Source organism: Paraburkholderia suaedae, from assembly GCF_040812055.1.
In the GTDB taxonomy this organism is placed as follows: domain Bacteria; phylum Pseudomonadota; class Gammaproteobacteria; order Burkholderiales; family Burkholderiaceae; genus Paraburkholderia.
This window is the reverse complement of the sequence record NZ_JBFOAH010000040.1, coordinates 1-23,988: the sequence shown is the minus strand read 5'-3', so window position 1 is coordinate 23,988 and position 23,988 is coordinate 1. Positions and strand designations below refer to the sequence as shown.

Below are 23,988 nucleotides of genomic sequence, written 5' to 3'. Positions count from 1 at the left end.
GGCCGGTTGCACCAAATGGCGGTGCGGTGGCGGTCCCTTTAACAGCCTGCTTCCGATTATTCCGCCGCAGGTTCCGACCCGGCGGCTCCCGGTGCGCGCTCGTCGGCAAGCGGACAGTTCTCAACGTCGAGCGTGGACGGCAGCAGGTGATCGCAGAACTGCTCGCGCAGCTTCAGTTTGTGCAGCTTGCCAACGGCCGTATGCGGCAATTCGTTGACGAAGACAACGTCATCTGGCGTCCACCACTTCGCGACCTTGCCCTCGTAGAACGCGAGCAGTTCGTCGCGCGTGACCTCCGCGTCCTTGCGTTTGACGACGACGAGCAGCGGCCGCTGGGACCACTTTCGATGCGCGCAGGCGATGCAGGCCGCCTCTGCGACGGCCGGATGCGACATTGCCAGGTTCTCGACTTCGATCGAACTGATCCACTCGCCCCCGGACTTGATGACATCCTTGCTGCGGTCGGTGATGCGCATGAAACCGTCCCGGTCAATCGTGGCCACGTCGCCGGTTGGGAACCAGCCGTCGACGAGCGGCGAGTCGTCCTTCTGGAAATACCGCTCGATCACCCACGGACCGCGCGTGTACAGTTCGCCGAACGTGACGCCGTCCCACGGCAGATCGCGCCCATCGTCGCCGACGATCTTCATGTCCACGCCGTAGATCACGTGCCCCTGCTTTTCGCGCAGCCTGCGCTGCTCGTCTGGCGGCCGCTGTGATTGTTCCCAGTTGAGTTTTGCGAGCGTGCCGAGCGGTGACATTTCGGTCATGCCCCATCCGTGAATGGCTTCGACGCCGTATTCCTCGAAGGTGCGCAGCATCGCCGGCGGGCACGCGGACCCGCCGATCACCGCGCGTTGCAATGACGACAACCGCACGCCCGCTTCCTTCATGTAGTTGAGCAGGCCAAGCCACACGGTTGGCACGCCCGCGGAATACGTGACGCGCTCGGCCTGCATCAGTTCGAACAGGGATTTTCCGTCGAGATCCTTGCCCGGAAGGACGAGTTTCGCGCCCGTGAGCGGCGCGGCATGCGGCATGCCCCATGCGTGCGCATGAAACATCGGCACGACGGGCAACACCGAGTCGCGCGCCGATAGACACATCGCATCCGGCAGCGAACCGGCGTACGCGTGCAGCACCGTGGAGCGATGCGAATACAGCACGCCCTTTGGATTGCCTGTCGTGCCCGAGGTGTAACAGAGGTACGATGCCTGGCGCTCGTCGAGGAGCGGCCAGTCGAATGCGCCGTCGTGCGGTTTGAGCAACGTCTCGTAGCTGATGAGCGATATGGGCGTCTGCATCGCAGGCAGATGCGCGTCGTCGGCAAGCGCGATCCACCCACGCACCTTCGGGCAGAGGGGTGCAAGGCAATCGATCAGCTGCGCGAACGTCGTATCGAACAGCACGTAGCTGTCATCGGCGTCGTTGATGATCCATGCGATCTGCTCAGGGAAGAGCCGGGGGTTGATGGTATGGCAGACGGCCCCGAAGCCCGTCGTGCCGTAATAGGCTTCCAGATGGCGGTAACCGTTCCATGCCAGCGTGCCGATCCGTTCGCCCGGCTGCACATCCAGCGCGATAAGCGCCTGTGCCAGTTGCTTCGCGCGTTTTTCGCAGTCGCGATACGTGTAGCGATGCACGTCGCCTTCGATGCGCTTTGACACGATCTCGGTCGTGCCGAAGTGACGTGACGCATGGGCCAGCAGTGAGGAAACCGTCAGTGGCACGCCCATCATCTGTCCGAGCAGCGGTGTCGTCATAGCCGAGTCTCCCTGCTATTGTCGCGAACTCGGAATCGCGTAGAGTGCTTGGAATATCGGACATGGCACTCGCCCGGCAGCCGAGCCTTCCGGCTATTCAACATAGTTGAGGCGTACGAGTGTTGCAAATAGATAAGATGCATATTGCTCATGTCTCGCGTCTGTAGCACCCGCAATCCGCGCACGGAGACTAGCCACGCGCAACCCAATAGCGTGCGGTCGGGGACACCTGCCAGCAACTCAGTTTGCCAAACCCTGCGGGCGCCCCCATTACCCGACGCCGCGCCTCCACAATGACGTTTATCGCCTGATCCGCATGCATCGGGGACAGTTATTGTGAGTCTGTCGTCGCGCGACCTACTTCCCCTTCGAGGATCCACAAGCGTTCATCTGCTGACGGGCGTTCTACGCGAATCACCCCGGTTCCCTGTAAGTGGTTTAGGCTCCCACTCGCGCCGACAATTTGCCAGAGACCGAAGAGGTAGGGCCGAGGGGGACCGTGCAACTGGGGTACATACTGGAGATGCATGTGGAGCCGCATGCTGAGCTTGTCACCCGACGGAACGGTGAATACCAGATAACCCGGCCCGCCACCGTTCGGTTCTGATTCGTCGGAGCCGGCTGCGGCCGCCGCGTCGGTCGGGACCTCGTGAAAGCCCCAGTCAAGCACCGTTGCACCTTCCAGCAGTCCTTTGCTGGTTACTCTTCCGCTTTGCCGCAGAGAAGCGACGTAGCGCCCGCTGCCCTCGCCAAGGTCGAGTTTGTCATATTGATTGGGCATGCCTCGTTCGCCGGTTTTGAGATTGACAGCGAACTCGAGCTTAACCGACTCTGCGTGAATGACCGGCGATAACAAGATGCCTAAAACCAGGAGAAGTTGTCGTGTCTTCTTCACGAGAAAATGCTCCTATCACATGAGCCTCCACTTCAGCGGAAAGGCTTCCCCCCTTCCTGCACGCAGGGCCTCAGGATACCAACGAGTTCTTTCTTGCCAACGGCGGCCGGGGCGCCTCTTAGGAGACCATCTTTTCTCCCCCGGCGATGCGTCGGCAATCTCTTCCTTCAGCACTCGCTGGGTTGCCGAGGGGCCGTGAAAGCTTATTCAAAAGTATCGCCGCGCCGCATCGCCGCGCCAACGTCTTCGCACAGAAATGTCGGACATCGTCGATATGGGGTCTGCGATCGATGAACGGGTGACTTTTCGTGCGCCAAGGCAGCCGTTCGATTCATGCAGGAACGTACGACCGGAACGAATCGACCGACTAGCGATGTGGGTTGACCAAACGGTGCCGATTACCGGCTGGGCATTGTCGGGCAGGATGGCCACGAGGAGCCACTTAAGCAATGCTCGCGGTCGTCCTTTCATGGGAGGACAAGGTACGCACATCGCGGACGCAAGTGCCTGTCTCGCCACAATGTCATATACGGCAGGGTTCACTGTATTGGTCGACGCTGGTGGCGTGGCAGGATGAACTCTGGAAATCCATGCAGCCTTGTACAAGTGGCCGAGCGGCACTAACCTGACCAGCATGCGTCGGCTCGGATCGCGTCAGATGTCTCGGTGCGATAGGGTGAACCCGGATAGAGGTGTGATATGGAACAAGACGAATTCAGCGTCTTTGAGCGTCAGGGCTGGGAAGCAGTCGCACAGCCGTATCACTCGTATTTTGGCGAACTGACGACGCAGTCCAATAATGCGTTGCTCGATGCGCTTGAGGTACGTGCCGGCGTGCAGTTCCTTGATGTCGCGTCAGGACCCGGCTATCTCACGGCAGCAGCGGCGCGTCGTGGCGCCGATGCAGTCGGCGTCGATTTCGCGGACGCGATGGTCCAGCAAGCAAGACGCATTTTTCCCGACCTCCCATTCCGTCCCGGGAGCGCCGAAGATCTGCCTTTTCCGGATATGAGTTTCGACGCGGTTGGTATCAGCTTTGGAATGCTGCATTTCGCTCGTCCCGAGGCGGCGCTCGCCGAAGCCTTTCGGGTGCTGCGCCCGGGCGGCAGAGTCGCGTTCACCGTTTGGGCGTCGCCGAACCGGACCGTTGGATTCGGGATGGTGCTCAAGGCCATTGAGAAGCACGGTCGCATGGATGTCCAATTGCCTCCTGGGCCTCCGTTCTTCCGCTTTAGCGACTCGCACGAATCGGAGCGTGCGCTGCTTGATGCGGGCTTCGCTGAGCCGCGCATTATGGAAGTCAGTCAAACGTTGCGTATCCGCGCGCCCGAAACGCCTTTCGACGTCCTGATGTGCGGCGGTGTCCGCGTCGCGGCGATCTTGAAGGCGCAATCACCGGAGGCGCTGGCTTCGATCCAGAAAGCCGTGTCCGGCGATGCGGCATCGTATTCGGAGAACGGTGAGGTGCAAGTCCCGATGCCGTGTGTACTTGCGTTTGCGAGAAAGCCCTGAATCGTCCTCGGCAGTGGACTCCGAGGCGACCAGGAAGCGGGGAACTAGTCGGTGCAGCGACTACGGCTCGTAGCCGGCACCCTCGGCCGCCCTGGCAAGATCGGCGGCCCGTTGCAACTCCAGTTCCAGCAACGCCATATTCAGCGAGGAGACCAGTTCTTGCGCCATCGTCGCCAAGCTGTCTTTGCACCGACACACAAGGTCTTTTTCTGGCTTTTGCAACGGCCCCTTACACACGTGGCGAGCCTGTTCTCGTCACTACCGATGCATCGGCGCGTCACCGCAATGCTGACGTGCCGCTTACCGAACGGTTTGAAGAAGTACTTTGAGGTGAGCTTTTGGGTAGGCACGACGCCAAACGCTGGCCGTAACCGGCAAAGGCGGGCAGCGGCAGTTCTGCCTTTGGATCAAACGGTTGCCATTTAACGTCTTTACTATTCTCGAGGATCGAGCCAACGTGTGGTGCAGCGAGAACGATACTTAGAGAAGGGAAGGTCCAGTTCCAGCTAGCCGGATGCCGATTGAGCCGGTGCACGCTTGCCGGTACGAATCCATCGTTTTGGCTCGCGGCGAATAGCTGTACCTTTTGCGCGAAATCGTGCCAGACGTTGGTCCCTGCCACGTCCACCGCCACTGGCAACATAAAGATCGCGCTAAACCAGAGGCTCTCACGTGTGGTCAATGGGAATTTCGGCAAGATCCACACTGAGAGACCGATCAGGATAGGTAGAGACAGCACGAGTATTCTGGAATCGAAGCTGACTTGCGCGCTGAATAGCGCGAATCGATTGCGGCACACAAAATAGGCCACGGAAACTGCCATTGCAAAAAGTATTGCTCTAGCTCTTGGAAGGCGTATTCCGGCGAAAAAGAAGACAAGCGATATTACCGTCATCTGCAGCACGGGATTGGCTATCACGTGGAGAATGGCGGCCACGAACGAACTTCGATTTGCAGGGTCCCGAGGATGAAGGATTCCGTCAAGCGAAATGCCGATGCCGGCGAGCCAGCACAGCATGCAGAGGGCCATGGCGAGTAGCAGTCCGTAGTTCCGCTGCAGCAGCGCGCCGTACAGATCTCTTCGGCCTTTGATGAGTATGACGAGGAAGAACAAGAGAAATACGAACAGGGCGGGCTCGTAAATCCTGACCAGGAGGAATGACAGCACGACTGCGATACACCACTCGGCCAACCCAAAGAGGCGTGGAAGCGTCAGGAACGCAAGTATCGGCCATCCGAGAGGCAATAAGAGCTGATGTTCCCCCATCAAGATGAAGTCAGATGACAGTGTGATAGACACGAGCCCGAACACATAGGTGTAAAGAAGCGCTGGATCGGCCCCCCTGTTAACTTGCCATCTCACTGCGACATAGGCAATCGGATAGGCAAGCAAATGACTCAGCCCGAAGACCAGGCGCAAGAGGCCCGGGCTGGACACGCCGAGGCGCAAGCCCACTACCAGCGGCCATTGCGTCACATAGCTTGCGAACTGTCGATGCCAGGCTATATGAGTGAAGCCCTTGCTCTGCAGAACGCTCAGAAAGTAATACGCGCCATCCGCTGAGAACTGCTTGCCATTGACGACCGCCCAAACCATTGCCAGTAGGAAGGCCAAAAATAGCACGTCTAGTGCGATTGCTCTGAAATGCGCTGGCTTGTAGACGGCGTGCGACTGCATTGGACTGTGGGTTTAGGAAAGAATGGCAGTGGCGTTGGCGCTTCAGCCGATCCTGGCTGCAGAGCCTGTTGGTTATTGAGTGTGCCGAGGTCACGACACGATGCTGAAATAACGTCCTCTAACTGATAGAAAAGAGATGAAGAGGAGCAGGAACCCAAACGCGTCGAAGCTGTTCCCCTATGATCTGATCGAGCCTGAGCATTATTCCCTCAGTCGGGATTCAATCTCAACGCCAGCTATTGAAAGTGTCGTCAACGCTGCCACAGCGTGCGCGGGTGCCGGATCGGCAAGCGAAACGCGATCGGATCGCTCGATGGGTTCTCGCGGGTTAGCCAGGCTGGCAACTGCGCTGGTTGCGGATCTGACGCACTCTCTAACGACGTAGACGGGTCGCTGTTTAGCCTCTTCGTAGGTGCGCCCGAGATACTCGCCGATGACCCCAAGCGTCACGAGCTGGATGCCGCCGAAGAATAGAATCAGCACGATGAGGGAAGCGTACCCGGGGACATCGATCCCACGCAGAAGAGTCCGCGCGATGATAAACGCGCCGTACAGGAATGCAGTCGACGCAAGAGCAGCTCCGAAGTACGTCCAGATACGCAAGGGCAGCGTGCTGAAACTGGTTATACCTTCCAGCGCCAGATTCCACAACTTCCAGCTGTTGAACTTGGTTTGCCCTGCGGCCCGAGCCGGCCGTTCATAGTGGACTTCGGTGGTGCGAAATCCGACCCAGGCGAACAACCCTTTCATGAAGCGCCGTCTTTCGGGCAGGCTGCGAATCGCCTCCACCACCTTGCGATCCATCAGCCGGAAGTCCCCTACGTTCTGGGGGAGCGTTGGACGAGATATGTGGCTCATCAGCCGATAGAAGGCGCGGGCGGTGATGCGCTTGGCCGCGCTATCGGTGGACCGGTTGTGACGTCGGGCAACCACGACTTCCCAACCTTCCGACCAGAGCGCCAGCATCCGTTCGATTAACTCCGGGGGATCCTGCAAATCCACGTCCATCGGCATAATCGCATCGCCACTGGCAAAGTCGAGTCCGGCGGTCAACGCCGCTTCTTTGCCAAAGTTCCTGGACAAATCGACGATGACGAGATTTCTGCGACTTCTGGCTTCGCGCTCCAAAGCTGCCAAAGTACCGTCGGTACTGCCGTCGTTGACGAATACGACTTCCCAGTCGAAGCCGGCCAGCTTGCCGAGTGCCGCGTCCAGCGCGCGCAGGAAGATGGGAATTGCCTCGGCTTCGTTATATACGGGCGACACAATGCTGAGCAGCCTTCGGTCGGTCATTGGATTCACTGCGATTCTCCTGGAGTCGGAGCGTTGTTGGCTGCTTTACACATCGTCATGCCATCGGCTCGTCGCACGAAATTTTCCTCACAGAAAAAACCAGGCGCCGGACAAACAAGAAGTTCACCGGCGGCATGAGCAGCACCGTCAAAAGAAAGCCGACGAGATAGTTCCAATGCGCCAGTTCGGCACCCCGCGAAATCAGATAAGACAGGCCCGCACCCAACGCACTGCACATCAGGAAACCAAGGTAGCGCGACCAGCTCAGGCGCCGGCGGAACGTCATGCGGCTATTCAGGCCGTACGAGAAAATATTGGCGGAGAGAAACGCCACTACATTAGCGAGGCTGGACCTGAGGCCCAGACCCTCGACGAGGCCAACCAGAATTGCCAGATGAACCAAGGTATTCAGCAAACCGACGAGTGCGAAGCTGGTGAACTCTCTCCTAACGGCTTTTGTCATGTTCTGTCGTCGCGACGGTTTAGGAAGTGGAATGATTGTCGCGCCGACGGGTCGGCCGCTACATCTGAACGGGCTGCTCATCCCGTGAGCATCCATCCAGCCGGTCCGGTTAAACAGGCGCTTGGGGGCGCCTTGTGTTCTTTCCGTCGATAAGGAGCGGTGAACGTGTGGCGCCCGTCATGCACATGGGGCAGGCGATGATATCGCGATGGCATCAGCCGGGCAGTGACGGCCGTCACATTGACTGCCATGCGCCGCGTGGGTCGCAGCGCGTAATTCGGCAGGAGGTTCTGTATTCGACGTAGACGTGAGCATTGCGTTCAGGTCGGCAAGGCATGATCGAATGCCGATGGGCGGATGACCAATTGCCGTCGGTGAACGTCCGGTTTGGACGTGGGTGGCCGAGATCCGCGGAGGAATCGCAGCCATTCAAAACCGGTGATCCGCAGTCATCTTGAGCGGCCCTATGGCGTCAGCCGCATGGATGTTATGCCGACACCCAGTTTCCGCGTATCGGGCGACAAGCCCAGTTCAGCAGGTGCGCAGGCATCGGGAAAGAGCAGCGTCAGATTGAGGATGCCCTGCTGCGCACCTTGCAACACCGCACCAGGGATCGCCAAGGTTCGCACCGTAGGCGACGGATCGTCATAGCGCAAGGTGCCTAGCGTTGTGCCATTGGCCAGCACCTCCACGCGTTGCAGCGGATGCTGCGGATTCACGAAGGCATGCCCCTGAAGGGTCAACTCCAAAGCGGCCGCCGAACGCGGCTCGACCTTCAGGAAGACGCTCGCGGCCGGGCCGTCCGACCAGGTTCCACCCCACCCTTCGGGCTCGGACCATCCTTGGCGCGACAGGTAAACCAGCGAAGTCGAGAAATCTAGTTTCGCACCGGGCCGATATTTGAGACCGTTTGGCCCCGGCCACCGACGAAGCGCGCCTTGCCGATAGTAGAGCGTGTATTCCGGACTGGTGCTGGGATGAAATATCAGCCACGCGGATTGCGCATACACCACCAGCAAGGCCAGCGCTGTCAGTAGTTTCATCCCGCTACATAGTCGGGCGCGCGTCGTCATGGCATAAATTCCTTGTCCATAATCCAGAAGCGCACGGCTAGTACCAGCAGCCCAGCAAACACAGCGAGCACCACCACGCGCAACTTGGGCCGGTTTTCGGTGGCGAGCCCCAGCGCCAGCGGGATCGAGTACAGCGTGAAGACGTAACGCGGCATCGAGTACACCAAGGTCGATAAGGGAATCAGAATTCCCGTAGCCAGAATAAACGCGTCGCCTAGCCGGCCATTGCGCAGCAGATACAGCGTGGCGGCAAGACCCAACAAAGCGCTCAGGGCATAATAAATTTGATCGGGCTGCCCGCTGAGCAGTGCCCGCGATTCGACTACTAGCGGATTGCCGACATGCCGCCCCCAAGCCAGCTGGATGTGCATAAACGCCAGGCTATCGCCGACCCGCGCATGCAGAAAGAGCATAAACAGCGCCAGGCCGAGCGGCGCCATCAGCAGCGCAAGCCACGCACTCTGTGTCTCTGCACGCAGCGTCAACAGTGCGGGCCAGCCGAACTGCTGGACCGCTATGATCATCAAAGGGACAGCCATTAGCACGCCCAGATTGCGCGTCGCCGATAGCGCGACCAAGGTTACGCCGGCCGTGATCCAGCGGCCGGCGGCAGCGCTCTCCAGCGCCATCAACATCAGCAAGAGATAAAGCGCTTCTGTGTAGGGCACTGCAAAATACAGGCTCCACGGTGCCAAGGCCGTGGCCAGCACGCTGAAGCGCGCCGTTTGAGGCGTCGCAATGCGGCTCATGGTGCAGTAGAGGAAATACAGCGCGCCCAAAAACGCAGCATTGGACAGCAAGTAGCCGCAGGCAAGCGGCGCCAGCCCCGACAGATGTGCCAAGATCCTGGTGCTTAGCGGATAGAGCGGGAAAAACGCCCAGTTCGCGGCGTCGCCGCGAACATGGGCGTGAGGGGAACCGGCCCCACCGGGACCGAAATTCGGGGCGAGATCGTAACCGCGTTCAAATATCGTCTGATACCAGGTGCAGTCCCAACGGCAAAATGCGTCGAGCAAAGCCCCGGCATGGAAATGCCGGGCTGAGAGATAACCAACAAACGCGATCAGCAAACGGCTTGCTGCGAAACACACCGCGATAAACACTAGCTCGGCCCTTTCCAATCTCACCGGTTGTAGCAAGGGAATGCGGTGAGCTTCAGTCCCGATTTCAAATTTTGCCTTCATAGCATATGGTCGATCCGATCTGACTTGGTCCGATCGATCGCGTCGACTTGTTATCCTGGGGGCTGTTGCAGAGAAATGTGCTTGTATAGCACAGACAGAGTGTCGGCGACTGGTGACGTTTTCTCTACGTCCTTCGCGGCTGGCAGCAGACACGTACCCAGCCAGTTAGGTGGCGAAACGCAGCAGGGGTGAGTTCGATTGGCTTGCGCTGGCTATGTTCCGTGTCAGCAAGCACAATCCAGCCTTTTATATGCATCGATCAAGACGGGCGTGAAGCGTGGCGGGACAGGCGGGGTCGCGTCTTGCCGACAATTCACTGATGCACAGGTGCGCCCCTGTCTGGTAGGCGAGAGCTTCCACCTCCAGGTGCGGGTTTCCAGAGGATCCAGTGACGGCAAACCATCTGGCGGCGTTGACGCGCGCTCGAGGAATCCATCTCATTGAGGCGTGTCACGGCTGCAAGCACGGCTCGTTGCCAACATCGCCAATCGTTAGAGAACCTTCGCCGAAACGGTGGCATCAGGCCGAACCGGCACGACCAGCGGCGCCGACTGCGTGAGCAGGATCGCGGCGCTCGGGTCTGTGCGGCGCACGTGGCTGTCGGTCGCCTACGCTCTTTGCGATGAGCCGTTCATTACAAGCGGTGTCTGTCTCGCCTTTCTCGGGCTGATGTTCTTCAAGCAGCCGCTGGTGACGCGCAGGCGGCGCGCATGAGCCGGAAAGCACTTATCACGTCGATCTTCATCGGCGCGTGTATCGAGGGCGCCGTGCAGCAGTCTGCAAGCAGAAGCGCGGCACCCAGTGTAGATGGCTTTGGAGGTACCATGGCCGAACCGATCATTCCGTGGATGGGCGGCAAGCGACGCCTCGCCGATACGCTGTTGCAGCGCTTTCCTGCGCATGAGTGTTACGTCGAACTGTTCGCGGGCGGTGCTGCGCTGTATTTCCTGCGACCGCCGGCGCAAGTTGAAGACATCAACGACATCAACGGCGAGCTGGTGAACCTGTACCGGGTGGTGCAGCATCACCTCGAGGAGTTCGTGCGCCAGTTCAAATGGGCGCTATCGAGCAGGCAGGTGTTTCGCTGGTTGCAGGAGACGCGACCTGAAACGCTAACCGATATCCAGCGTGCAGCACGCTTTTTCTATCTGCAGCAAAACTGCTTTGGCGCCAAGGTGGACGGTCAGACCTTCGGTACCGCCACGACGTCGGCGCCAAGGCTGAACCTGCTGCGGCTCGAAGAAACGCTCTCGGCCGCGCACCTGCGCCTTTCGTCGACCTATATCGAGCAGCTCGACTGGCGCGCTTGCATCGAGCGTTACGACCGGCCCCATACGTTTTTCTATATGGACCCACCGTACTGGGGCACGGCGGGTTATGGCGTCGATTTCGATCGCGCGCAATACGAGGCTCTGGCGGCGTCGCTCGGGCAAATGAAGGGAAGGGCGATTCTCAGCGTCAACGATAACCCCACCATGCGAACGATCTTCCGCGCGTTCCAACACGAGATTGCTTCGATCGAATACACGGTCGGCGGCGCGGACCGCCGGGCGCCGCGACACGAGTTGATCGTTTACAGTTGGGACAGGTCAGGCGATCCGCCCGGCCTTTTCTAATGTCGTCGCGAGACCGGCGAGAACAAGGCAAACCGTGGCGGTAGGCCTTCTCGTTGCTCCAGCAAAAACTCATTGCCCCTCGGTCGTCTATCCATCGTGCGCGACGGCTCCAATGCGTCCTCGGCAGGACGTCACACTGGAAGGCGCCGGGGGAACCAGACCTTCTGTCGTTCGCGGCGATCACCGAAGAGCCGCCGGACGAGGTCGCGGCGGCTGGCCACGACCGCTGTATCGTGCCAATCAAACCGGAGAACATCGACGCCTGGCTCAACCCGGACTCCGAAAATCTGGCGGCGCTGCACGCGATTCTCGACGATCGCGACCGTCCATACTACGAGCATCAGCTCGCAGCATAGGTGCCTTCGGTCGACCGCGACGAAGGCGGGCAAGCGTCAGCGTCGGGCTGAGATCGGCCATCAAGCGTCATTCGCCACCCCAGTTGGACGGACCTTCAGATGTCGGCTCTGGCATTGCAAACGGTCCTTGACCTTGGCCGCCCAAACGCCAATATCGTCCATCACTCCCCGCTGTCCACGGATCATGTTCCGATCGACTGAGAAAACCCTCTTCTGTCGTGAAGTGGTTTCGCGTTGATGTCGCAAGCAACATCAGTCGAGCCGCCACACGACAAGCGGCCACATAGGCCAGATCACGAATGAACGTGGCGCACAACGCCGAGGTATCGGCATGCATTTGCGACCCCAGCGACTATTCTTCAGGCGCCGGGACTCCCGCGTTTCGGATCGGCTCTGCGAGGTCATTGACATCATTCCGCCCCTCTCGCGGAAAGGGGGATGGATGTCGCGTCCAGAACTACCTCGGCCTGCGCGACGCGCGTACTGCGCCGAGAGCAATCGCGCGGACACATCTGGCTCGCCTTGGGCATTTCGCTGACTGGACTCTCAGTGACACCCGTGGCGTTCGCGGCGGGCAGGTGTGGTATGGCCGTACAAGGCTCGCGCTCACTCATCCAATCGCATAGGTTGTTTCGCAACCTTTCCGGCAACTTATTGCGCCACTGCCGTCCGGCATCGCGTTGGCCGCTTTCTGCTGTATTCCTCTGACCACGCGATTTCCGTTCCTTCCAGCGAATACGCTTCGACTCTTTGGAGGTCGTCATGGAAAATCTGGTCCCATTTGCCACACGCGCACTGAAGGCATCGGTGCTCGCCGCAGCGGTCGCAACGACCCTGGTCAGTTGCGGTGGAAGCGATAGTGGAGGTGCTGCGACGGGTGCAGTGGCGAACAACGCCGTAGCGTCCTCAGCGGTCACGACTGCCAAGATCGTTCCGCCCGGCGGGACGTTTCACGGGCATACCTACGCTGAATGGGCAGCAGCATTCTGGCAGTGGGCTCTCGCATTGCCGCTGGCGCCGCTTCAGCATCCGTTTGCCGCATGCAACTCCGCTGACCGGCCGATTTCGGCCGACCAGACCGGTAGCGTCTGGTTCTGGTCCGCGCCGGACACCATAGGCTCGTGCAACCAGTCGGCGGTGGTCATCCCGGCTGGCAAGGCCGTTTTTCTGACCATGCTCGATGTCGAGGCATCATCTCTCGATGACCCGCCGTTCCGGGCGACAACGTACGTGGAGCAGAAGGCCATTGCAGAGAAATTCGCCAGCCGGATTGGCGACCTCTTTTGCTTCATTGACGGCCAGCAGGTGCCCAACATCACGGCCTACTTCGCCGAGACCCAGCAGTTTCACTTCCATGCGCCGTCGCCATGGATCTTCGAGACGACGGGCGGGAACGGTACCTCCGTGGGGGCGGGCTACTTCCTGATGCTCCAGCTGCCGCCCGGCACACATACGATCCGCTACGGGGGTGCGTTCCACCTGCAGGCCAACGACCTGTATCCCGGGTCATCGCCTCTGGATATCCAGAAGGACATCACCCTCACGGTTACGATGGGCGGGTAGCCTTCGGTGATGTGCCCAGGATCGAGTTGCACGGTAGAACAGATGCCTATGCCAAGAGAATTATCTGGCACGCACGCGTGCAGGCTCAGATGAGCTTGACCGACAGCTTCTCCGGCGATAGCGGGTGGCAGCTGACCGGTGGTCCGTAGAACCGGCCATTCAGATGGCGCTGAGTCGAAGAGCGGTTGTGGGTCGCTTCATGCCTTTTGCAGGAGACGCGCCCCCGAACCGATGGCGGCGCTCGCTCGTGGGGCGCAGTGTGGCCAGGAACAGTCCGTGGTCGATTGCGTTCGGTCGACCGTTCGGGAGGAGACTTGGGACGTTGAACTTCGCTATCCGTACGTCACGACTTGAAAAGCCGGTTGCCAGATCTAACGTTCGTCATAGGTTCCGAGGAGACAGTGATGGCGAGAATCGAGGCACAGTTGGCGGAAAAGGGCTCGACGTTGCCGCAGCCGCCAAAGATGCCAGCTGGCATAGGCATGTCGTTGCCGTTCGCATGGGTGCGACTGAGCGGCACACGAGCATTTATCTCGGGGCACGTACCGCTCAATGTCGACGGGACGATTGCGCAACCAGTAGGTCGAGTCGGCGCAGAAGTTTCGCCAGACGAAGGCTACGCGGCAGCACGGCTTGTCGCCCTTGCACAATTGGCTAGTCTTCAAAGGGCACTTGGAGACCTGGATGGCATTACAGCCTGGGTACGGGTCTTCGCAATGGTCAACGCAGCTCCAGACTTTGACCAGATGCCACGGATCGCGAATGGATTCTCGGATTTAATCCTCGAGCTGTTCGGACCGGACATTGGAATGCACGCTCGGTCGGCAGTCGGCATGGCGCTGCCGCTCAACGTGCCTGTCGAATGCGAAGCGGAAGTTGAGTTTGACGGATGACGCCTTAAGCGCCGATTGCCGAAGCGATGGCGATCAGCAATTCGCCAGGCGAGCCAGCTTCATTTCGAAGCGATGTGTGCGAGTGCTCAGACTTCGATGGCGATTTGGGCCGAGGGCTAAATTAGCCGCGCAGCTCCCAACCCGTGTTCTATCGCATCTCATTGCAAATGACGGCTTCCGCGGTGACCTTCAGGAGCCACTGCCGAATCTATTTTTCTCAAATACGACGGGAGGCGTCGCCGCTTCGTTGACATGCAAGCGGAAGATGTCCGGCCGCGAGTAGTGGCCCGCGACGTCAAAGTCATACTTCCCCCGGGCAAGGTCGTTGAGGTCAAGGTCGGCCACGAGCAATGCATCCTGCTCAAAGATGGGACCGGCAATGAGCACGCCAAGCGGGCTGACGATGCAGCTTCCACCGCTCATCAGTACCATTGACGGATCGCTACCCTGGATTGCGGCATAGTCGGTTGGGCAATCCGATCGGCGCAGGTGCTGGCAGGCCGATAATACGAAGCAACGCCCCTCCAAGGCAACATGCTGCATGGAGGAAGCCCATGTCGGCCGGCTGTCAGCGGTGGGGGCGCAGTAAATCTGAACGCCCTTGGCGTACATCGCCATCCGCATCAATGGCATGTAGTTTTCCCAGCAAATAACTGCGCCGAGCCTGCCGAACGGCGTGTCAAAAACCGGAAGGGTAGACCCATCGCCGTAGCCCCAGATCAGCCTCTCGCCGCCGGTTGGCATCAGCTTGCGATGCTTGCCAAGCATCGCACCATCCGGACCATAAAACAGCGCAGTGCAATACAACGTGCCGTGGTCTCGCTCGATTACACCGATTACGACGTATTGTTTGTGGTCGGCGGCAACCTCGCCTAGTCGGCGGGTGCCGGGACTTGGCACTTCTACCGCGCTGTCATAGTAACGGCGATAATCGTCGCGTCCGGCAGCGGTCCTTCCACCAATTGTGGAGCCGAAATCGAGTCCCTTTGGATAGGCGGAGACGAACGCCTCAGGAAATACGATAAGTTGAGTTCCTTGTCGCGCGGCGTCTCCGATAAACATCGCGACTTTATCGATGGTTCTGTCCGCATCGAAGACGACGGATCCCGATTGAACAACCGCAGCACGCAATTTCTGTTGCATCAAAATTCTCCGCGAAACGTAACCGCTCGCAATCGTAAAAGCCCCGGCTTGCCGCAGTTGCAGCTCAGCCCCAATTCATGCGAGCCGGCGAAGTCCGTCAGTTGATTGCGAGCACAGCCGCAGTGGAGTGCAACCCGCTACTAGTATAGGTTGCTAGCAGGCAAGTTCCTGCTGGGATGAGCGCCATCTTTAGAGGAAAGTATGCGGCCAACGGGTAGGTTGTACGCACGACCGTTCGTCCGGATGTAGCTAAACGTTAGGCAATGGGTGGGTCGCTCAGCCCCCGGTGGACGCTCGTAGCCGGAAGGGCTAGCGGCCTTTTCTCGGCACATGCCGCCGATCGCCGTCTGGCAGTGACCGGCTACGAGGAGCCCCTCGACCAATGCTGCGAACGTCCTTCCATAGGATGACAAGGTACGCACATCGCGGACGCAAGTGCCTGTCTCGCCACAATGTCATATACGGCAGGGTTCACTGTATTGGTCGACGCTGGTGGCGTGGCAGGATGAACTCTGGAAATCCATGCAGCCTTGTACAAGTGGCCGAGCGGCACTAACCTGATCAGCATGCGTCGGCTCGGATCGCGTCAGATGTCTCGGTGCGATAGGGTGAACCCGGATAGAGGTGTGATATGGAACAAGACGAATTCAGCGTCTTTGAGCGTCAGGGCTGGGAAGCAGTCGCACAGCCGTATCACTCGTATTTTGGCGAACTGACGACGCAGTCCAATAATGCGTTGCTCGATGCGCTTGAGGTACGTGCCGGCGTGCAGTTCCTTGATGTCGCGTCAGGACCCGGCTATCTCACGGCAGCAGCGGCGCGTCGTGGCGCCGATGCAGTCGGCGTCGATTTCGCGGACGCGATGGTCCAGCAAGCAAGACGCATTTTTCCCGACCTCCCATTCCGTCCCGGGAGCGCCGAAGATCTGCCTTTTCCGGATATGAGTTTCGACGCGGTTGGTATCAGCTTTGGAATGCTGCATTTCGCTCGTCCCGAGGCGGCGCTCGCCGAAGCCTTTCGGGTGCTGCGCCCGGGCGGCAGAGTCGCGTTCACCGTTTGGGCATGCATGGCAGCATTGCGCGCCGCTCAATCAGATTGGCAGGCCGTCGCTGCCAGTCTGGAACGAAGAGGATCACCCGATCGAACGGGTGATCGAAGCGCTTACATGTGCGTGAAAGGACTGTCGCGACTTCTTCGCAGTGTCGGTCGACAACGAAAGTTCGGTTTCGGTCGCCAGTCCACTTTCGCTGGCGGACCACCAACTTCCCGGATCGGCCACAACCCGCCGTTCACCGACTCCTGATCATCGCCATGCGAACGTCAGCGCAGCTCTCCTTAGCGGACAATCAGCATTACTTTGCCAATGCGCCTCGGAAATCAAGCCTCTGTTTGTGCATCCAGCAGCATCGCCATACGCGTGCGTGCGAACGCGGGATCGATCGGCACGTCGTCGAACAGCAGTCGATACATGAGTGGAGCAACCACCCTGTCCATGACGTCGTGCACATCCGGAGGGGATTCGCCGCGCTCGATGGCCCGATTGAGGATCATCTGTAGCTGCGAACGCGTGATTGCCGCACATCGGCAGGCCGGGCCGCTGCCATCGGCAATCATGCCTGCGAGCACATCGCGAGTCATCGCGCGGCCCGGCGCGGACGACATTTCTTCCTGATATGCCTGCGCCCATGTTTCGAGATCGTTCCGGAGCGAGCCCGTATCGGCAGGTCCAGTGTCCGGATAAAAACGCTTCACGGCGACATCGGCGAGAAGGGTTTGCAAATCCCCCCAGCGCCGGTAAATGGTGGACGGCGTCACGCCCGCTTGGGCGGCCACCTGGGCCACGGTGATCTCATCGCGCGGCCTCTCGGCCAGCAGCGCGTTCACCGCCTGATGGACGGATTCCTGCACCCGTGCGCTGCGCCCACCGGGCCGCAAACTTTCTCGTGCTGCCATATTTGTCTTACTCCCCGCGGTGCCGCCAACTCGCCTTGTCGAAAACTGCAAAAACCACTAAAGCTAAAACGTTGCATTAACGGAAGGCATGGCGCACAATCCGCTAAAGCAATTATTTTGCGTTTATTCACCGGAGTGCGCAATGGCTTTCGATACCGCCGCCAAGTTTCCCGTTCCGCGCACGTCGCAGGCCCTTTGGGTGTATGCACTGACGGCGGCCACGTTTTTCGGCGCTTCGAGCGCGCCTACGCCGCTTTACCGGATGTATCAGGAGGCGTGGGGGTTTTCGTCCGCCATGCTGACACTCGTGTTCGGCACCTATGCATTCGGTTTGCTCGTCGCGTTGCTCACGACCGGGTCGCTGTCCGACCATATTGGAAGGCGTCCGGTGATCGTGTGCGGAATCGCGCTGGAGGCCATGGCCATGCTCGTATTCGCCGATGCCCACAGCGTCCACACGCTAATCCTTGCGCGCGTGCTTCAAGGCTTAGCGACCGGCGCGGCCACGAGCGCGCTAGGTGCGGCGATCCTCGATTCAAGCCGCACGCGCGGCTCGCTGGTCAATACGCTGTCCACCCTCTTCGGCACGGGCGTGGGCTCACTTGGCGCGAGCATGCTGGTGCACTATGCGCCTGCACCTATGCGGCTCGTTTATGTCGTGCTGATCGCCCTGTTTGTGCTGCAAGCGGTCTTCGTGCTGTTGCTACCCGAGACCGTGAGTCGCCTCCCCGGCACGCTCGCTTCACTCGTTCCGCGCGTGCGGGTTCCGCGGGCGGCCCGTGGCGCGATGCTGCGCATTGCGCCGGTCACCGTCGCGGTATGGGCGCTGGGCGGATTTTATTTATCGCTGGGACCGACACTCGCGCGCGCTGTCACCGGCTCCGACGACGCGACCATGGGCGGCTGGGTCGTCTTCGCGTTGATGACGGGCGGACTCGTCGCCGTGCTGCTGTTGCGCACGCTCGGCACGCTGCGCTTGCTGATGACCGGCGCGACTGCGCTGGCAAGCGGCTTGCTCGTGACGCTGGCCGGCGTTCATACGGACAGCGTGAGTATCTTTTTCGTTGGAACGAGCGCGGCGGGAATCGGCTTCGGCTCGGCGTTCCAGGGCGCGTTACGTTCCGTCCTGCCGCTCGCTGAAGCGCATGAACGGGCGGGGCTGATGGCGGCGTTCTACGTGCTGAGCTATCTGGCGTTCAGCATACCGGCGATCATCGCGGGAACAATGGCGCACGTGGTCGGCTTGCGCCTAACGACCGACATCTACGGTCTTGCGCTCGTGGTGCTGGCCGCGCTGACGCTACTTGCCAGCGGGCTGGGCAGGGACGCAAGGATGGCAAGCGAAGGAAGGTAGCCTGGCAGCTATGCACTGTTCGGCATTGCTTTATATACGCTTGCACACGCCAGGCTCCGCCCGACTGAAGCGACACCCAATCGCGCCGATCGACAAAAACTGCGATTACGGAAGCCGTGGTCGTGCGGGAATGGAACACCGCGTTCGAGCTATACGTCATCGCGCCGTGCGGCCGCTGTACCTCGGAAGCGGTCATCTACAGTGCGGCCGGCCAAGCGACCGAAGTGGGTCGAAAAGCCTCATTCGTCAACGCCGTCCGGACGTATAGGTCGAGCCTACTTCGCGGGTGGTTCATTTCGTATCACCAGTTCCATGAACCCTGAACTTAGGTCGTGCTCCCGGGAGAAGTGATGTTCAGGAAGAAGCGCCAGCAATATCTCCGCGGTTGTACGGACCGTACAACCGTGTCCAACATGACCACCGAACACTCGACCGCGCGGATCGGCAACCGACATGTGCAGATGCGCTCCATCAGATGATATGGACCCAGCGAGCGTTAGGATTTCCAGATCGTCGCGCAGTTCAGTCAGATCCCTGTCTCCGGCAAATCGCAGTTGGGCAACGCGCAGGCTCCCGATGCCCTGGATCACGAAGGCCGCTCTCAATTTGAGCTGAGGCAGCACGTCTTCAAGGGCAACACGCAGATCGTCGCCGGAACAGAGGCGCAAAGGATGTGCTTGCATCGCGCGGTTCCAGGTTGAGGGCTTGATGACAGGTTAAGGCGGATTGAGCCCGGCCGCAATTGAGATCGTCAAAGTGATTATTCGGCGCCGCCGACAATGGCCGCGAACCGCTACGACACAGCCATTTGAAACTCGTCCTCGGCCTCCGGAAACGACGTCGCTAATCCATGTATACCCGAAAAGTGCGCGCTTATTGAACGCCAGTGTTTGATAGTCGCACAAAGCATTCCTCCGATATGGGTGTGACGGAGCGCCATACCTTAATCTCAAGCCTGAGCCGGAAGAGAACAATAAGAGCATCTGCTTCGGCGATAACCACATTGGAGGGAGATATGGTTCGACACAGTCAGCGTAAGTAGCGTCGCGTCACCACGTGCTTCTTGAGCACGGACACATAAGTGCTTGCCCCTGTCGGTCTGCAACGCAACAACGCTTCCTTATCGTTCGGATCGGGCTAACGCCACCTGCGGGCGCGCTCTTGTCTTCTCGACTATCTCGCTAGTCAACCTGTAGGAATGCGAAATGAAAACTTTAGAAAATTTAATTCGGCAGTTACTGCTTTCGGTTCAGTCGACAAGCAAACTCTTCCGAACGAATCGGACGCGTGCATTGGGCGTCTTGACTATCGTCGCGCTCGGTACTGTTGTTTCCGCGTGCGGCGGCCATGACGACAATATCACCCCATCAGCACCGCAGAATGCTTTCTCGGTCGCCCAACCGGTGATGGCGTGCGCTGATCTCGCGAAAGCGAATCTCTCGGGTATCGAAGGCGCCCCTGCGTCAATCACCAGCGCAACCGTCGTTGGCAGCGGGAACGCTTCGTACTGTGACGTCAAGGGAACTGTCACTACGACAACGAACTTCGAAGTGCGTTTGCCAATGCAGACTTACACGCAACGGTTCCTGATGGTGGGCTGCGGCGGCTACTGCGGTTTTGTCGGCGACCCCAGCCGCATCGCTACTCAGAGTGCGGGCTGCGTGCCGCTCAATTCCAACCAGATGGTCACCGCAGCGAGCGACCTTGGACACCAAGCGCCATTGTCTAGCGGTGCTTGGGCGAACGGTAATCCGACGGCAAACATCGACTTCGCCTACGCATCCATGCACAAGACAACGCTGGTGAGCAAGGCTATCGCGCAAGCGTTCTATGGAAAGACGCCTACGAAGTCGTATTACCAAGGTTGCTCGGATGGAGGTCGTGAAGGCCTGCACGAAGCACAACGCTACCCCGAGGACTATGACGGCATCGTGGTCGGTTCCCCGGTCATCGACGAAGTACCGACCAACTCGTTCTATCACGGCTGGAACGTTCGTGTGAATACCGGTCCGAATAATGCCCCAATCCTCACGGTGGACAAGATTCCGGCACTTGTGAATCTGGTTCAGGCCACTTGCGCAGACAAGGGCGGCCTCATTCAAGACCCGCGGGTCTGCAAACCCGATCTGACCAAGATCCAATGCGCCAGCGGTACAGATACAGCTCAGTGTTTGACGGCGGCTCAGATCGATGTCGTACAGAAGATCTGGAACGGCCCGGTCGACGAGAACGGAAATCACCTTAGCGCAGGAGACATGCCTATCGGTGGTGAAGCTAACTGGCCGGGCTCGATGGTGCCGAAGACCCTCGGTTCCCTGATCACCCCGGCCAACTCGGGCGATGCGGTGTTCTCGACCGACTTTCCGAACTATATGGCATTGCTCGGAACGCCGACAGCCATCACTTACACCAACCTGCAATTCACGACGACCGGCTTCACTCAGATGATGCAATATGGCCGCGTCTGGGACCCGACGAACACCGACCTCAGTAAGTTTGCAGATCGTGGCGGCAAGCTGATCGTCTGGCACGGCTGGTCTGACACGGGTGCTTCGCCGTATATGTCGTTGAACTATTGGACGCAAGTGCGCAATACCATGGGCGCGGACGCTGCTTCGAAGTTCATGACGCTGTATATGATCCCCGGTGTATATCACTGCAACAGCGGTCCGAACACGACGAACGAGGATTTTCTCACGCAGATGTTGAACTGGGTTGAGAACGGCACAGCGCCTGGACAAGTAACCGTCAAGTTCGTTGCAAGCTCGACCGACTCGACGGTACTTAAGAGCCGACCGGTGTTCCCGTATCCCTCGACAGTTGCATACAACGGGGGCGATGTGAACTCGGCATCATCATATAGCCGCGCGGATGTCCCCGCCGGTGTAAGCGACACGTTTCAATGGCTTGGGCTGTCGTCGTACAAGGCAGGCGCAAACCAGTCCTGCTCAGTAACGAACGGTAGCCTGACCTGCCAGTAGGTCCGGACGGCCAGCGAGCGCTCATTGAACGAGCGCTCGCTTCGGCTCTGCACCGACCCGAAGCAATATTTTCAGGCGTGAATGAATGGCCCTTGTTGAATGCAGAGCCGCCCCTCCATATTCAAGCCAGCGCACCGCACGACAGTCTTCTCCTGGCGGGCTACCGCCCGATGCATTTGACTCAGGTCGACCCGTTCCTGCCGGTCAAGCCGCGCGCCTTTGCTGGTGGCTCGTCATCAGATCCAATTGCGTGGACCCAGTAGACGCAGCCTGTCTCGGGGTCCGCTTGGACCTGTCGGCGATCACCGCGTACGCACAACGCATGAGATCCGCCGGCAATGTCGCCGCCCCAATGCTCACAGGAACGGCAGGGGCGGTCGGTTTCCGAAGAATTGAAAAGACCCATGATAACTGCTGTATAAACGTACAGTGTATCCCGGACTTGCGGCGGTATCATAGAGTCGTCTCAAGAACCAGAGCCGGCCATGTGCTATTCAGCGCTTAACGCAGCGTAAGCGATGGGGCTGCATGCGCGGTCAGATATGCTGCCCGACAACATCGTCATCATCGGCGTCTCATAAGTACGTGAAGTGACTGATAGTCAGTTTATCGGACTGGGATCGGACTTTCTCGCTGATGTCCACGTCCGGATGGGGAACGCACCTTACCGCGGTTATATGTCCGTATAACCAGGCAACGCTAACGCGGTATCGGCATATCCAACCGTAGAGTAGATTCGCCCTTCGGCAAACTTTATTCTTCTCTCATCGAGAAAGCGCTCGCCGCTTGCGTATGGTGAGAGCCATTCTCTGACAGCATGTCCGAAGTCGTATTGGGTTCAGCGTTCGTGCGGAAGAAATCGGTGGATGGCTGCGACGCGCACAAGTTGCTTCGAGATAACAAGCATGTAACCCGAGAGACAGGATCGAGTCAACGGCGGTTGACCAGAATGGAATCACCCCGTCCGGATCAGCGACGAAGGGCGCCAAGGCGCGTTGACAGTGAATGCCACAGGAGATTGCCATGTTCATCTACTCGATCCGTTATCGCGCTGGCTGCGGCCGTTGGTCGGTCGCGTTCGCACAGGCGGCTTCACAGTCCGACGCTGAAGCGATTGCAACCTGCCGTTATGGCGCTTTCCATTCCGTCAGCCGTGCCGGCTTTGTCCGGGTATAGAAAACGTGGTTGTGGTCGAGGCAGCTATGGAATTCGACGCATTTATCAGACACGCCGAACGGGACGCCAAGGTGGTCGACGCGCTGTATATCGCGCGTCACATGCTGGCGACGTACCACGGTCTCATTGTCCATTCTGAACGTGAACAGTGGAAGACGGACTTCAGGCCGCAAATCAAGCAGATCGACACGGCTCTTCGCCTGCTTGGCATCGATATTGACGATCCGATGATCGCCCCTACGCAGCGGCCGTGATGACGCTAATTGAATTCAGGCCCGAACTTACGGCAATCTTGCGCAATGCAACGCTGTCGCAGTCGCAGTCGCAATGATCACAGGCTCGGCCATCCTCGCCGTGCCATTTACGTCGAATCGTAGCGCTCCCGCCCTTCGGCCTTTCGATCACACTTACCGGAATTGCGTCCACGCCGTCACTTAACTTTTCGCTGTTGAACGACCTTCTTTCGAACTCGCGCGATGTCGGCAGGACGATGGCATTCGTTGTCGTTGGCGGCAATATCTTCGGCATGATTGCGCCCATTGCAACGGGATATGTGATCGGCGCGACAGGCAGCTATGATTGGGCGTCTGGCATCGCTGGCATCCTTCTGCTCGTCGGCGCAACAGTCGTTGTCACCATGGCGCGCTCGCCAGTGACCATCAACCGCGACGCTTCTAGTCCACAGGTCGCGGTGTAACTTATAGCGCGGCAGTGTCAGTGGCGACGGGTTTGAACGACGCCGCATGCTATCTGCCGTCCGCTTCGTCCCAGCGTCCGTTCCCGCACACGTTGCGGCCGTTCGAACTACACGGACGGCCGTCTCTTGTTGGCCGACAGGTGTCCGTTGGCGGCAGTGTTCGTGGCGCCGTTTCCGCGGCTCATCACTCACCCCAAGGGTGTTCATGTACTATCCTTCGCGGTATGCGCGAGGTGCCAAAATGCGCACGCACTTTCCGTAACGAGGTGCATCCACACCGACCGTATGGGCCCGCTCTGCACCCCCTTTGCTTAGCCGCAAGCCCGCGAATCGAAGGCGGTTACGCTTGAAAGTAGGATGCCCAATCCCATTTTCCTTTCGTGAACCAGCGTATC

General features: G+C 59.3%; 22 protein-coding genes. 11 read left to right on the top strand and 11 right to left on the bottom strand.

The genetic code is table 11. From position 1 onward, the window contains the following. Positions 1-56: 56 nt before the first annotated feature. Both ABQJ48_RS33495 and ABQJ48_RS33490 read right to left on the bottom strand, forming a co-directional pair. Entirely contained in the window at positions 57-1,763 is a 1,707-nt protein-coding gene (locus tag ABQJ48_RS33495; protein WP_367842211.1) for a 3-(methylthio)propionyl-CoA ligase, read from the bottom strand. A 331-nt stretch (positions 1,764-2,094) separates the two neighbouring features. Then, positions 2,095-2,658, bottom strand: a complete 564-nt coding sequence (locus ABQJ48_RS33490; RefSeq protein WP_367842210.1) for a hypothetical protein — start codon at positions 2,656-2,658, stop codon at positions 2,095-2,097. A 699-nt stretch (positions 2,659-3,357) separates the two neighbouring features. Between ABQJ48_RS33490 and ABQJ48_RS33485 the strand changes: the two genes are divergently transcribed. Next, a complete protein-coding gene (locus tag ABQJ48_RS33485) occupies positions 3,358-4,170 on the top strand; it encodes a class I SAM-dependent methyltransferase (protein WP_367842209.1) in 813 nt (270 codons plus the stop codon). A 277-nt stretch (positions 4,171-4,447) separates the two neighbouring features. On the opposite strand, the gene ABQJ48_RS33480 is transcribed toward ABQJ48_RS33485, so the two are convergent. The 6 genes from ABQJ48_RS33480 to ABQJ48_RS33455 all read right to left on the bottom strand — a co-directional run bounded on the left by ABQJ48_RS33480 (position 4,448) and on the right by ABQJ48_RS33455 (position 10,454). Beyond that, the gene (locus ABQJ48_RS33480; RefSeq protein ID WP_367842208.1) at positions 4,448-5,848 is read right to left on the bottom strand and encodes a hypothetical protein; all 1,401 of its coding nucleotides are present in this window, start codon (positions 5,846-5,848) and stop codon (positions 4,448-4,450) included. A 201-nt stretch (positions 5,849-6,049) separates the two neighbouring features. Continuing rightward, positions 6,050-7,141 (bottom strand): glycosyltransferase family 2 protein, encoded by a 1,092-nt coding sequence (locus ABQJ48_RS33475; RefSeq protein ID WP_367842233.1) that lies wholly within the window; start codon positions 7,139-7,141, stop codon positions 6,050-6,052. 55 nt (positions 7,142-7,196) lie between these two features. Then, positions 7,197-7,604: a GtrA family protein gene (locus ABQJ48_RS33470; protein WP_367842207.1), complete on the bottom strand. Its 408-nt coding sequence runs from the start codon at positions 7,602-7,604 to the stop codon at positions 7,197-7,199. Positions 7,605-8,068: 464 nt separating this feature from the next. Beyond that, positions 8,069-8,647, bottom strand: a complete 579-nt coding sequence (locus ABQJ48_RS33465) for a DUF7024 domain-containing protein (protein ID WP_367842206.1) — start codon at positions 8,645-8,647, stop codon at positions 8,069-8,071. Positions 8,648-8,673: 26 nt separating this feature from the next. Beyond that, the gene (locus tag ABQJ48_RS33460) at positions 8,674-9,861 is read right to left on the bottom strand and encodes a hypothetical protein (protein ID WP_367842205.1); all 1,188 of its coding nucleotides are present in this window, start codon (positions 9,859-9,861) and stop codon (positions 8,674-8,676) included. A 491-nt stretch (positions 9,862-10,352) separates the two neighbouring features. Then, a complete protein-coding gene (locus ABQJ48_RS33455) occupies positions 10,353-10,454 on the bottom strand; it encodes a major capsid protein (protein ID WP_367842204.1) in 102 nt (33 codons plus the stop codon). On the opposite strand from ABQJ48_RS33455, the gene ABQJ48_RS33450 reads away from it, so the two are divergent. From ABQJ48_RS33450 to ABQJ48_RS33430, 5 genes are all read left to right on the top strand, one after another. Next, complete coding sequence (locus ABQJ48_RS33450; protein ID WP_367842236.1) at positions 10,417-10,575, top strand: hypothetical protein; 159 nt, start codon at positions 10,417-10,419, stop codon at positions 10,573-10,575. The genes ABQJ48_RS33455 and ABQJ48_RS33450 overlap by 38 nt on opposite strands. A gap of 110 nt (positions 10,576-10,685) precedes the next feature. After that, on the top strand, positions 10,686-11,477 hold the full coding sequence (locus ABQJ48_RS33445) for a DNA adenine methylase (RefSeq protein ID WP_367842203.1): 792 nt from the start codon (positions 10,686-10,688) through the stop codon (positions 11,475-11,477). A 53-nt stretch (positions 11,478-11,530) separates the two neighbouring features. Then, positions 11,531-11,833 (top strand): SOS response-associated peptidase family protein, encoded by a 303-nt coding sequence (locus ABQJ48_RS33440; protein WP_367842202.1) that lies wholly within the window; start codon positions 11,531-11,533, stop codon positions 11,831-11,833. Between the two features lie 762 nt (positions 11,834-12,595). Beyond that, the gene (locus tag ABQJ48_RS33435; RefSeq protein WP_367842201.1) at positions 12,596-13,396 is read left to right on the top strand and encodes a hypothetical protein; all 801 of its coding nucleotides are present in this window, start codon (positions 12,596-12,598) and stop codon (positions 13,394-13,396) included. A gap of 404 nt (positions 13,397-13,800) precedes the next feature. Continuing rightward, positions 13,801-14,289: a RidA family protein gene (locus ABQJ48_RS33430; protein WP_367842200.1), complete on the top strand. Its 489-nt coding sequence runs from the start codon at positions 13,801-13,803 to the stop codon at positions 14,287-14,289. Between the two features lie 189 nt (positions 14,290-14,478). Here the strand turns inward: ABQJ48_RS33430 and ABQJ48_RS33425 are convergent, their stop codons facing one another. Then, the gene (locus ABQJ48_RS33425; protein WP_367842199.1) at positions 14,479-15,432 is read right to left on the bottom strand and encodes a carbon-nitrogen hydrolase family protein; all 954 of its coding nucleotides are present in this window, start codon (positions 15,430-15,432) and stop codon (positions 14,479-14,481) included. Positions 15,433-16,063: 631 nt separating this feature from the next. Between ABQJ48_RS33425 and ABQJ48_RS33420 the strand changes: the two genes are divergently transcribed. Next, positions 16,064-16,735, top strand: coding sequence for a class I SAM-dependent methyltransferase (locus tag ABQJ48_RS33420; RefSeq protein ID WP_367842198.1), 672 nt, complete (start codon positions 16,064-16,066; stop codon positions 16,733-16,735). 74 nt (positions 16,736-16,809) lie between these two features. Here the strand turns inward: ABQJ48_RS33420 and ABQJ48_RS33415 are convergent, their stop codons facing one another. Next, a complete protein-coding gene (locus ABQJ48_RS33415; RefSeq protein ID WP_367842197.1) occupies positions 16,810-17,316 on the bottom strand; it encodes a TetR/AcrR family transcriptional regulator in 507 nt (168 codons plus the stop codon). A gap of 211 nt (positions 17,317-17,527) precedes the next feature. On the opposite strand from ABQJ48_RS33415, the gene ABQJ48_RS33410 reads away from it, so the two are divergent. Then, on the top strand, positions 17,528-18,739 hold the full coding sequence (locus tag ABQJ48_RS33410) for an MFS transporter (protein WP_367842196.1): 1,212 nt from the start codon (positions 17,528-17,530) through the stop codon (positions 18,737-18,739). A 275-nt stretch (positions 18,740-19,014) separates the two neighbouring features. Here the strand turns inward: ABQJ48_RS33410 and ABQJ48_RS33405 are convergent, their stop codons facing one another. Beyond that, positions 19,015-19,422: a PPC domain-containing DNA-binding protein gene (locus ABQJ48_RS33405; RefSeq protein ID WP_367840273.1), complete on the bottom strand. Its 408-nt coding sequence runs from the start codon at positions 19,420-19,422 to the stop codon at positions 19,015-19,017. A gap of 522 nt (positions 19,423-19,944) precedes the next feature. On the opposite strand from ABQJ48_RS33405, the gene ABQJ48_RS33400 reads away from it, so the two are divergent. The 3 genes from ABQJ48_RS33400 (at position 19,945) to ABQJ48_RS33390 (ending at position 23,593) form a co-directional block, all read left to right on the top strand. Next, positions 19,945-21,720: a tannase/feruloyl esterase family alpha/beta hydrolase gene (locus ABQJ48_RS33400; protein WP_367842195.1), complete on the top strand. Its 1,776-nt coding sequence runs from the start codon at positions 19,945-19,947 to the stop codon at positions 21,718-21,720. A 1,202-nt stretch (positions 21,721-22,922) separates the two neighbouring features. Further along, a complete protein-coding gene (locus ABQJ48_RS33395) occupies positions 22,923-23,150 on the top strand; it encodes a hypothetical protein (RefSeq protein ID WP_367842194.1) in 228 nt (75 codons plus the stop codon). Between the two features lie 236 nt (positions 23,151-23,386). Next, positions 23,387-23,593, top strand: coding sequence for a hypothetical protein (locus ABQJ48_RS33390; RefSeq protein WP_367842193.1), 207 nt, complete (start codon positions 23,387-23,389; stop codon positions 23,591-23,593). Positions 23,594-23,988 lie beyond the last annotated feature (395 nt).